11 protein-coding genes are annotated in these 10,821 nt (G+C 68.6%); 9 read left to right on the top strand and 2 right to left on the bottom strand.

Annotated features, from left to right (window positions below):
• Nucleotides 1-3: 3 nt before the first annotated feature.
• Nucleotides 4-1,155 carry a glycolate oxidase subunit GlcE gene (gene glcE / locus V7026_RS02135; protein ID WP_334153598.1) on the bottom strand — a complete coding sequence of 384 codons (1,152 nt, stop codon included), beginning with the start codon at nt 1,153-1,155 and terminating at the stop codon, nt 4-6.
• 111 nt (nt 1,156-1,266) lie between these two features.
• The gene (locus V7026_RS02140; RefSeq protein ID WP_334153599.1) at nt 1,267-2,247 is read right to left on the bottom strand and encodes an SMP-30/gluconolactonase/LRE family protein; all 981 of its coding nucleotides are present in this window, start codon (nt 2,245-2,247) and stop codon (nt 1,267-1,269) included.
• Nucleotides 2,248-2,305: 58 nt separating this feature from the next.
• Between V7026_RS02140 and V7026_RS02145 the strand changes: the two genes are divergently transcribed.
• From V7026_RS02145 to tuf, 9 genes are all read left to right on the top strand, one after another.
• Complete coding sequence (locus V7026_RS02145; RefSeq protein ID WP_334153600.1) at nt 2,306-2,734, top strand: CopD family protein; 429 nt, start codon at nt 2,306-2,308, stop codon at nt 2,732-2,734.
• A gap of 11 nt (nt 2,735-2,745) precedes the next feature.
• Complete coding sequence (locus tag V7026_RS02150; protein ID WP_334153601.1) at nt 2,746-3,888, top strand: VanZ family protein; 1,143 nt, start codon at nt 2,746-2,748, stop codon at nt 3,886-3,888.
• A complete protein-coding gene (locus V7026_RS02155; RefSeq protein ID WP_334153602.1) occupies nt 3,885-4,241 on the top strand; it encodes a (2Fe-2S) ferredoxin domain-containing protein in 357 nt (118 codons plus the stop codon). Before V7026_RS02150 ends, V7026_RS02155 begins: the two co-directional genes overlap by 4 nt.
• 21 nt (nt 4,242-4,262) lie before the next feature.
• Nucleotides 4,263-4,898, top strand: a complete 636-nt coding sequence (locus tag V7026_RS02160; RefSeq protein WP_334153603.1) for an alpha/beta hydrolase — start codon at nt 4,263-4,265, stop codon at nt 4,896-4,898.
• A 107-nt stretch (nt 4,899-5,005) separates the two neighbouring features.
• The gene (locus V7026_RS02165; protein WP_443082301.1) at nt 5,006-6,178 is read left to right on the top strand and encodes a D-alanyl-D-alanine carboxypeptidase family protein; all 1,173 of its coding nucleotides are present in this window, start codon (nt 5,006-5,008) and stop codon (nt 6,176-6,178) included.
• A 104-nt stretch (nt 6,179-6,282) separates the two neighbouring features.
• A complete protein-coding gene (rpsL, locus tag V7026_RS02170) occupies nt 6,283-6,660 on the top strand; it encodes a 30S ribosomal protein S12 (RefSeq protein WP_068607664.1) in 378 nt (125 codons plus the stop codon).
• A 183-nt stretch (nt 6,661-6,843) separates the two neighbouring features.
• Complete coding sequence (gene rpsG / locus V7026_RS02175) at nt 6,844-7,314, top strand: 30S ribosomal protein S7 (RefSeq protein ID WP_068607662.1); 471 nt, start codon at nt 6,844-6,846, stop codon at nt 7,312-7,314.
• Between the two features lie 96 nt (nt 7,315-7,410).
• Complete coding sequence (gene fusA, locus V7026_RS02180; protein ID WP_334153604.1) at nt 7,411-9,513, top strand: elongation factor G; 2,103 nt, start codon at nt 7,411-7,413, stop codon at nt 9,511-9,513.
• Between the two features lie 117 nt (nt 9,514-9,630).
• On the top strand, nt 9,631-10,821 hold the full coding sequence (gene tuf / locus V7026_RS02185; RefSeq protein ID WP_334153605.1) for an elongation factor Tu: 1,191 nt from the start codon (nt 9,631-9,633) through the stop codon (nt 10,819-10,821).

Consider the following 10,821-nt stretch of genomic DNA (forward strand, 5'->3'; position numbering starts at 1 on the left):
GGATCAAAATCCCCAGACGCCCGGCTGAAAGAGGCCGTGCGGATCGAACGCGGTCCGCACGCGCTGCTGCAGCGCGCGCAACGGATCCTCGGGCGGCGTGAAGCGGCCGCGCGCCTGCGGCGTCGCGGCCGGGGCGCGAAACAGCGTCGCATGCCCGCCCGCCTGTCGGGCCATGGCGCGCAGGGTATCCGCGGCATCCAGTGGCGCCCATACCCAGCGCTGCCCGCCAAACCACTCGACCAGCGTCGGCCCGGGCAGTGCCAGCATGGGGGCGGTGGGAGCCACCGACAGCCGCCACAGCCCGTGGGCGGGCGACGGCGGGGTGGCAAAGAAGGGCAGCGTCTGCTCCCGCGTGGCCTCCCACTCGCGCTGGGCGGTGGCGGGGTCGAGCCGATCTCCGCCCACTTCGGCCAGCAACCGTTGGCAGGCCGTCTCGACCGCTGCGGCCGCGCCGCGCAGCCGCAACAGCAGGGTGCCGCCCGCGTCGTCCTGCCACCGGCTGGCGTTGAGCGGCAGTGGCTGGGCGCGCCAGCGCGCCAGTTGCTGCAGCGCCGCGTCGGCGGACAGCGGCAGCCGCAGGGTGGCCTCGCCGGCCGGCCGGGGCAGAACCTTGAGCGAGACCTCCGTGATCAGCCCCAGCGTGCCGAGGCTGCCGGCCAGCGCCCGGCTGACGTCGTAGCCGGCGACATTTTTCATCACCTGCCCGCCAAAGACCAGATCCTCGCCCCGGCCATTGAGCAGCCGCGCCCCCAGCACATAGTCGCGCACGCCCCCCACGGCGGCACGCGCCGGGCCGGCCAGGCCGGCCGCCACCATGCCCCCGACGGTGGCCCCCTCGCCCAAGTACGGCGGCTCGAAGGGCAGATACTGGGCGTGGCGGTCGAGGGTGGCCTCCAGTTCGCTCAAGGGGGTGCCGCAGCGGACCGTGATCACCAGCTCGGTCGGCTCGTGGCTCAGGATGCCGGTGTATGCGCGCGTATCCACGACCTCGGCTTCGGCGGCCACGGGGTCGCCATAGAACGCCTTGGTACCTCCGCCGCGCAGACGCAAGGGGCGGCGATCGGCGGCCGCTGCGCGGATGCGCTCGGCCCATGCGCGCACTGCGTCATCCGCTGCGCCGTCGCCAGGGGGCAAAGAAGGGGTATCGTCGGCCATGGGCGGCAATGGTAGCCCGCGCGGGCACCGCTGGCGTGAACTTTTTGAACGGCAGGCTTGAGCCGGTCTGCGCCGGCTCGGGGTGCCTTGGCACCCGATCCCACGGCCCCGTCAGTCCCAATACGTCGCCGGCGGCAGGCCGGGGGTGGCCACCCGGCGCGCGAACACGGCGCCGCTGTGGGGGTAGTGCGCCAGTTCGGCAGCCGAGCGGCGCTGCCGCGCCGTGGTGACGAACAGGGTGCGCAGGTCCGGCCCGCCAAAGCACAACATGGTCGGACACTGGGCTGGTACCGGCCAGTCGGCCAGAATCTGCCCGCTGGGGCTCAGGCACAGCACCCGCGCCCCTTCGAACATCGCCACCCAGTAGTTGCCCGCGCTGTCGGTGGCGGCGCCACCCGGACGGCCCCCGTAGCCCTGACCCAGGTCCTGCTCGAAGCGCCAGTCCGGCGGGCGCGCATCGAACCGCTTGAGCAGCAACCGCATCCCCAGCACCGGCGGCCATTGGCCGGCCGACACCATCGGCAAGGTATATACCGCGCAGCCGTGGGGATCGGCCCAGTACAGCAGCTTGCCGTCGGGCGCCCAGGCCAGCCCGTTGAAGGTGTACACACCCGACTGGATCAGCGCGAGCTCCGGCCGCTGCCGGTCGCGCGCGCGCAGACAGTACAGCGCGGCGTCGGGCCGGTCGCGGGCATCCACGCTGCTGCCCACCCAAAAGCGGCCCCAGGGGTCGCACTTGCCGTCGTTGAAGCACACCCGGCGCGTATCGTAGGGCGCGTCGGCAATGCGCTCCAGTGGCAGGTTCCAGTCCGACAGGTGGTAGATGCCGTCGCGCAGCGCGATCAGCCAACCCCCGCGGCGGCAGGGCACCAGGGCCCCGGGTGTCTGGGGTAGCTCCCGGAACTCGCTGCGGCCACTGGGCACGTGCAGCCGCCACAGCCGCTGCAGGCCGGCGTCGACCCAGTACAGCCGATCCTCCAGCCCGCGCCAGACGGGCGATTCGCCATGGGCGCAGACCGGCGGCGTCAGGCAGGTCCAGCCGCCCATCCCGGTGGCATCGCCGTCGGCATCAGGGGGAGGGGTCGTGGCCATGCGCCGATCTTATGTCATGCGCTGCGGGCGGTGCAGCCCCTGGCATACACTGCGGGCCATGTTGTGGGTCAAAACCTTTCACATCGTCTTCATCGCCAGTTGGTTTGCCGGGCTGTTCTACCTGCCGCGCATCTTCGTCAACCTGGCGATGGTGCCGGCCGACAGCCCGGCCGAGCGCGAGCGGCTGCTGCTGATGGCGCGCAAGCTGCTGCGCTTCATGACGCTGCTGGCGGTGCCCGCGCTGGCGCTGGGCCTGTGGCTGTGGCTGGGCTATGGCATCGGTCTGGGGCCAGGCCATGGCTGGATGCACGCCAAGCTGGCGATCGTGGTGCTGCTCATTGGCTACCACCACGCCTGTGCGCGGCTGTTGCGCCGCTTCGAGACGGGCACCAACCGCCATGGCCACCGCTGGTACCGCTGGTTCAATGAGGTGCCGGTGCTGCTGATGCTGGTGGCGGTGGCGCTGGTGGTCGTCAAGCCCTTCTGAGCCGGGTGGCGGTGAGGCCGACCTCCGCGCCCCTCCCCGGTGCGCGCAGCTTGTCGCTGGCCTGGCCCTTGCTGGGCTGCTACACGGTGCTGGTCGTCTATGCCAGCCTATTTCCGTTCGAGAGCTGGCGGGCGCAAGGGGTCGCGCCGTGGGCCTTTCTGACCGCGCCCTGGCCGCGGTACTGGACCCGTTTCGACGTCGTCGCCAACCTGTTGGGTTATGTGCCGCTCGGGGCCCTGCTCACGGTGGCCCTGGCCCGCGCCGGGTGGCCGCGGGGTGCGCCGGTGCTGGGCGTCGTCGGGCCGGCGCTGCTGTCCCTGGCCATGGAGGCCACCCAGACCTATCTGCCGCAGCGCGTGCCGTCGCAGGCCGATGCCCTGCTCAACGCCATCGGCGCTCTGATAGGCGCGGTCGGGGCCACGGTGCTGCTGCGCTGGCGGGTGCTCGGGTCGTGGGCGCAGTTTCGCGCCCGCTGGCAGCAGCCGGGTGGGCAGTGGGCATGGGCGGTGTTGCTGCTGTGGCCCCTGGCCGTGCTGTACCCCACGCCCGTGCCGTTTGGCACCGGCCAGTTCTGGCCGCGGCTGGAGGCGGCGCTTTGGCGGGCCGCGGAGGGCTCGCCGCTGCAGGCGTGGCTGCCGCAAAGCCCGCCCCTGGCCGCCCCCAGTCCCCTGACCGAAGCGCTGCTGGTGGCCTTGAGCCTTTGGCTGCCCGTGCTGCTGGGTTATGCCAGCGTGCGCCACATCGGGCAGCGCAGCGTCTTTGCCCTGCTGTTTGGCGCGGTGGCCTGGGGCAGCGGGGCCTTGTCGGCCGTGCTGTCCTTCGGCCCGCTGCACGCCTGGGCGTGGCTCACGCCGCCCACACAGTTGGGCTTGGCCGCAGCCGGGGCGATGTCGCTGTTTGCCCTGCCGCTCGGCTCGCGCGCTGCGGCGCTGCTGGCCGTACTCGCCGGGGGGCTGATGCTCGGTTTGCTCAACCGTGTGCCCGACCCCGCCTACCTCGGGGAATGGTTGCAGACCTGGGAGCAGGGGCGCTTCAGCCGCTTTCACGGTCTGTCCCAGTGGCTGGGTTGGCTCTGGCCCTGGGCGGCTCTGGCCGCGGCCGCCCGGCTGGCCCTGCGCCGCAGCGAGGGGGCGTCCTACAATCGCCGCCCATGACCGACGCCACGCACGACGCGGCCACGCCGCCTTACTACCGCCGCCACATCTTCTTCTGCCTGAACGACCGGGCCAACGGCGAGGCTTGCTGCGCCCGCCACGGCGCCCAGCAGGCGTTCGAGCACTGCAAGGCGCAGGTGCGCACCCTTGGGCTCGCCGGTCCGGGGCAGGTGCGGGTCAACAAGGCAGGCTGTCTGGACCGTTGTGCTGGCGGGCCGGTGGCGGTCGTGTACCCGGAAGGGGTCTGGTACACCTATGTGGACCTCGCCGACATCGACGAGATCGTCACCTCGCACCTGCGCGACGGGGTTGCCGTCGAGCGGCTGCGCCTGCCGCCCGACGTGGGGCGCTGACGCCGCGGTGCGGCCCTGCCGATGAACGCCCACACCGAGTCGTCCTTCATCCCCGGTCCGGCCGGCCCGCTGGAGTTGGCGATCGATCGCCCCGCCGTGCCCCGCCCCGACGGCGGGTTGGCGGTGATTGCCCATCCGCACCCCTTGTTTGGCGGCACCCTGCACAACAAGGTGGTACAGACGCTTGCCCGCGCCTTCGTGCAGCAGGGCTGGGTGGCGGTGCGCTTCAATTTCCGCGGTGTGGGGGGCAGTGCAGGCGTGCACGACCACGGCGTGGGCGAGGTCGACGACCTGCTCGCGGTGGCGGGGGCGTGCGTGGGCGAGCCCGTCCCGCTGGCGCTGGCCGGGTTTTCGTTCGGCGGCTATGTGGCTGCGGCCGCGGCCGTCCGTCTGGGGACGCAGCGGCCGGTGCAGGCCGTGGCGCTGGTGGCCCCGGCCGCCAGCCGCTTCACCCTCCCCGCGCTGGATGCGGAACTCCACGAGCGCACCCTGGTCGTTCATGGGGAGGTCGACGACACCGTGCCGCTGGCCGCGGTGCTCGACTGGACGCGCCCGCAGGGGTTGCCCATCACCGTGGTGCCCGGGGGGGAGCATTTCTTCCACGGGCGTCTGCCGTTGCTCAAGTCCTTGGTCGTGCGCCATCTGCGCGCGCTGTGATCCGCCACCCCCGCCGCGGGTGGCTTGGAGGGTTTTCCGTCGTGTCTGTCGTTGCGTTGTTTTTGCCGTTCGCTGCCATCCGTGCCGGTCTGCACCGGCTGCGTCGTCTGGGCAGGGGCGCCCTCGTCGCGCTGTGCGCCTGGGCGCTGGGCGTGGGGCTGGCGCATGCCCAGGCTCCTCAGCCGCCGGAGGTGGCTGCGCGGGCGTGGCTGCTGCTGGACGCTACCAGTGGCCAGGTGCTCGCCGCCAAGGACCCGGACGAAGCGGTCGAGCCGGCCTCGCTGACCAAGCTGATGACGGCGTATCTGGTGTTCGATGCGATCAAGTCGCGCAAGCTGGCCCTGGACCAAAAGCTCGTCGTCAGCGAGCGGGCGTGGCGCATGCCCGGCTCGCGCATGTTCATCACCCCTAACGCGCAGATCCCGGTGGAAGATCTGCTCAAAGGCATGATCGTGCAGTCGGGCAACGATGCCACCGTGGTGCTGGCCGAAGGCGTCGGGGGCACGGTGGAGCACTTCGTCGAGCTGATGAACCGGCAGGCCAAGGCCCTGGGGCTGACGCGCACCCAGTTCCAGAACCCGGAGGGACTCACCGCCCCGGGCCACACCACGACCGCGCGCGATCTGGCCACGCTGGCCATGCGGCTGATGCGCGACTTCCCCGAGTACGTGGGCTACTACGCCATCCAGCGCTACCGCTACCCCGGCACGCCGGCGGCCAACGACACCAACCGCAACTTGCTGCTGTTTCGCGATCCCACGGTGGACGGGCTCAAGACCGGGCACACGGCCGCGGCGGGCTACTGCCTCGTGGCGACGGCGCGCCGGCCCGTGCCGGGCCTGGGCGAGGGGGCGGCGGGGCAGCGCCGCCTGATCAGCGTGGTGCTGGGGGCGGCCAGCGAAAACGCCCGCGCCGCCGAAAGCCAGAAACTGCTCAACTGGGGCTACACCGCGTTCGATGCGGTGCGGCTGTCGGCCCCGGGCCAGCCCGTTGCCACTCCCACGGTCTGGAAGGGTCGCGCCAGCGAGGTCAAGCTCGGCCGCCCGGAGGGCGTGGTGGTGACCGTGCCGGCTGGCATGGCCAAGGGGCTGCGCACCGAGGTGGTCCGGCCCGACCCCCTGGTCGCGCCACTGCAAAAAGGCCAGCCGCTGGGCACGCTGCGCGTGCTGTCCGCAGGGGGCGAGCCTGTTGCCGAAGTGCCGCTGGTCGTGCTGGAGGCGGTCGAAGAGGCCGGGCTGCTGGGGCGGCTGTGGGGTGCGCTGCGCCTGTGGATCCGCTAAACGCGCCGGCCGGACATTGCGCCCAACCACGGCGCGTGTTACAGTAGCGGGCTTTTCGGATTAGTCCGAAGGGTGAATTGTTTTCTTTGACGTTTAGGGACGTTATGCCAACCATCAACCAACTCGTGCGCCACGGGCGGACGGTCGAGAAGACCAAGTCCAAGAGCCCGGCGATGGAGAACTGCCCCCAGCGGCGGGGTGTGTGCACCCGCGTCTACACCACGACGCCCAAGAAGCCGAACTCGGCGCTGCGTAAGGTCGCCAAGGTGCGCCTGACCAACGGCTTCGAGGTCATCTCGTACATCGGCGGTGAAGGCCACAATCTGCAAGAGCACTCGGTGGTGCTCGTGCGCGGCGGCCGTGTGAAGGATCTGCCCGGCGTGCGCTACCACATCGTGCGCGGCTCGCTGGACCTGCAGGGCGTCAAGGACCGCAAGCAAGCCCGCTCCAAGTACGGCGCCAAGCGGCCCAAGAAGGCCTGATCGGTGCATGCCACGCGTGCGCGGCCGTCATGCGGCTGTCACGCATCGGTGTCGGAATGCCTGGCTGGGGGGCCTCCGGCAGTGTAACCGCAGCAACCCTTGAGGTGCCGGTGGTCGAGTAAGTGAGGGTCCCGATGGCCCTCGTGGCACCTGGGTGCCAACTGAAGCAAAAAGGATCGAACCATGCCACGTCGTCGCGAAGTCCCTAAACGCGAAATCCTGCCGGATCCCAAGTTCGGCAATGTCGAGCTCTCCAAGTTCATGAACGTCGTCATGGAGAGCGGCAAGAAGGCGGTCGCCGAGCGCATTGTTTACGGCGCGCTGGAGCACATCGAGAAAAAGACCGGCAAAGACCCGCTGGAAGTCTTCTCGACCGCGCTCAACAACGTCAAGCCCCTCGTCGAGGTCAAGTCCCGCCGCGTCGGTGGTGCCAACTACCAGGTGCCGGTCGAAGTGCGCCCGGTGCGGCGCCAGGCCCTGGCCATGCGTTGGGTCAAGCAGGCCGCGCGCAAGCGCAGCGAAAAATCGATGGCGCTGCGTCTGGCCAACGAGCTGATCGAGGCCACCGAAGGCCGCGGCGGCGCCATGAAGAAGCGCGACGAGGTCCATCGCATGGCCGAGGCCAACAAGGCGTTCAGCCACTTCCGCTTCTGACGCCGTCCGAGCGCCAGGCCGCGACCTCAACCCCAAGCCCGCCACCGCACTGCACGAGGTTGGCGGGCTTCGCCCATCCAAAATCGGAGTTTTCTCATGGCACGTACCACGCCCATCGAGCGTTACCGCAACATCGGCATTTCGGCGCACATCGATGCCGGCAAGACCACCACGACCGAGCGCATCCTGTTCTACACCGGCGTGAACCACAAGCTCGGTGAGGTGCACGACGGCGCCGCCACCATGGACTGGATGGAGCAGGAGCAGGAGCGCGGCATCACCATCACGTCCGCCGCGACCACTTGCTACTGGCGCGGCATGGACCTCAATTTCCCTGAGCACCGCTTCAACATCATCGACACCCCGGGCCACGTGGACTTCACCATCGAGGTGGAGCGCTCCATGCGCGTGCTCGACGGCGCCTGCATGGTGTACTGCGCGGTCGGTGGCGTGCAGCCGCAGTCCGAGACCGTCTGGCGTCAGGCCAACAAGTACAAGGTGCCCCGTCTGGCCTTCGTCAACAAGATGGACCGCACCGGCGCCAACTTCTTCAAGGTCTATGAGCAGATGAAGCTGCGCCTGAAGGCCAACCCGGTGCCCATCGTCATCCCCATCGGCGCCGAGGACAACTTCCAAGGCGTGGTGGACCTCATCAAGATGAAGGCCATCATCTGGGACGAGGCTTCGCAGGGTATGAAGTTCGAGTACCGCGAGATCCCGGCCGAGCTGGTGGATCAGGCCAGCGAATGGCGCGAAAAAATGGTCGAAGCCGCGGCCGAGGCCAGCGAAGAGCTGATGAACAAGTACCTCGAGACCGGTGAGCTGACCGAGGACGAGATCATCGCCGGCCTGCGCCAGCGCACCATCGCGGTGGAGATTCAGCCGATGCTGTGCGGCACCGCCTTCAAAAACAAGGGCGTGCAGCGCATGCTGGATGCGGTCATCCAGTTCCTGCCCTCGCCGGTGGACATCCCGCCGGTGGCTGGCACCGACGACAACGAGCAGCCCGCTTCCCGTCAGGCCAGCGACGAGGAAAAGCTCTCCGCCCTGGCGTTCAAGCTGATGAGCGACCCGTTCGTGGGTCAGCTCACCTTCGTGCGCGTCTACTCGGGCGTGCTGCGCAAGGGCGACACTGTGCTCAACTCGGTCAAGGGCAAGAAGGAGCGCATCGGCCGCATCGTGCAGATGCACGCCAACAACCGCCAAGAGATCGAAGAAATCCGTGCTGGCGACATCGCCGCCTGCGTGGGCCTCAAGGAAGTCACCACCGGCGAGACGCTGTGCGACCCGGCGGCGCCGATCGTGCTGGAGCGCATGGTGTTCCCCGAGCCGGTGATCCGGCAGGCGGTCGAACCCAAGGCCAAGGCCGACCAGGAAAAGATGGGCATCGCGCTGTCGCGCCTGGCCGCCGAGGACCCGTCGCTGCGCGTCTACACCGACGAAGAATCCGGCCAGACCATCATCGCCGGTATGGGCGAGCTGCACCTGGAGATCATTGTCGACCGCATGAAGCGCGAGTTCGGCGTCGAGGCCAACGTGGGCAAACCGCAGGTCGCCTACCGCGAAACCATCCGCGGCTCGGTGGAAGAGGCCGAAGGCAAGTTCGTGCGCCAGTCCGGCGGTAAGGGCCAGTACGGTCACGTCGTCTTCAAGATCGAGCCCAACGAAGCTGGCAAGGGCTTCGAATTCATCGACGCCATCAAGGGTGGCGTGGTGCCGCGCGAGTACATCCCGGCGGTGCAAAAGGGTGTCGAAGAGGCGCTGCAGACCGGCGTGCTGGCCGGCTACCCGGTCGTCGATGTCAAGGTCACGCTGCACTTCGGTTCGTACCACGAGGTGGACTCGTCCGAACAGGCGTTCAAGATGGCCGCCATCTTCGGCTTCAAGGAAGGCTGCAAGAAGGCCCAGCCCGTCATCCTCGAGCCCATGATGGCCGTGGAAGTCGAGACGCCGGAGGAATACGCAGGCAACGTGATGGGCGACCTGTCGTCCCGCCGCGGCATGGTGCAGGGCATGGACGATCTGCCCGGCGGTGGCAAGGTCATCAAGGCCGAGGTGCCGCTGTCCGAGATGTTCGGCTACTCCACCACGCTGCGCTCCATGTCGCAGGGCCGCGCGACCTACACGATGGAGTTCAAGCACTACAGCGAAGCCCCGCGCAACGTGCAGGAAGCCATCATCGCCGCGCGCGCGAAGTAACCCATCCCTCTGGTCTTGGGCACCCCGCTCGAAGGGGAGGTCCCGCTGCCCGTGGCGGGACCGTGCCTCAGACGTTAAACCCGCACGGGCACCGTTCTTTGATGCGAGGAAACTGCAATGGCAAAGGAAAAATTCGAGCGGACCAAGCCGCACGTCAACGTGGGCACGATTGGTCACGTGGACCATGGCAAGACGACGCTGACGGCGGCGATCACGACGGTGCTGGCGGCCAAGTACGGTGGCCAGGCCAAGGCGTATGACCAGATCGATGCGGCGCCCGAAGAGAAGGCGCGTGGCATCACCATCAACACCGCGCACGTCGAGTACGAGACGGCCAACCGCCACTACGCGCACGTCGACTGCCCCGGCCACGCCGACTACGTCAAGAACATGATCACCGGTGCTGCCCAGATGGATGGCGCCATTCTGGTCGTCTCTGCGGCCGATGGCCCCATGCCCCAGACTCGCGAGCACATCCTGCTGGCGCGTCAGGTTGGCGTGCCCTACATCATCGTCTTCATGAACAAGTGCGACATGGTGGACGATGCCGAGCTGCTCGAACTCGTCGAGATGGAAGTGCGCGAGCTGCTGTCCAAGTACGACTTTCCGGGCGACGACATCCCCATTGTCAAGGGCTCGGCGCTCAAAGCGCTGGAAGGCGACAAGGGCGAGCTGGGCGAAGGCGCCATCATGAAGCTGGCCGAAGCGCTGGACAGCTACATCCCCACGCCCGAGCGCGCCATCGACGGTGCCTTCCTGATGCCCGTGGAAGACGTCTTTTCGATCTCCGGGCGCGGCACCGTCGTGACCGGCCGTATCGAGCGCGGCATCATCAAGGTGGGTGACGAAGTCGAAATCGTTGGCATCCGTCCCACCGCCAAGACCACCTGCACCGGCGTCGAGATGTTCCGCAAGCTGCTCGACCAAGGCCAGGCGGGCGACAACGTTGGCATTCTGCTGCGCGGCACCAAGCGCGAAGAAGTCGAGCGCGGCCAAGTGCTGGCCAAGCCCGGCTCCATCACGCCGCACACCCACTTCACCGGTGAGGTGTACGTGCTGAGCAAGGAAGAAGGCGGCCGTCACACGCCGTTCTTCAACAACTACCGTCCGCAGTTCTACTTCCGCACCACCGACGTCACGGGCTCCATCGAGCTGCCCAAGGACAAAGAGATGGTGATGCCGGGTGACAACGTCTCGATCACGGTCAAGCTGATTGCGCCGATCGCGATGGAAGAAGGCCTGCGCTTTGCGATCCGCGAGGGCGGGCGCACCGTCGGCGCCGGCGTCGTCGCCAAGATCATCGAGTGA

This window comes from Tepidimonas sp., from assembly GCF_036825565.1.
Classification (GTDB): domain Bacteria; phylum Pseudomonadota; class Gammaproteobacteria; order Burkholderiales; family Burkholderiaceae_C; genus Tepidimonas.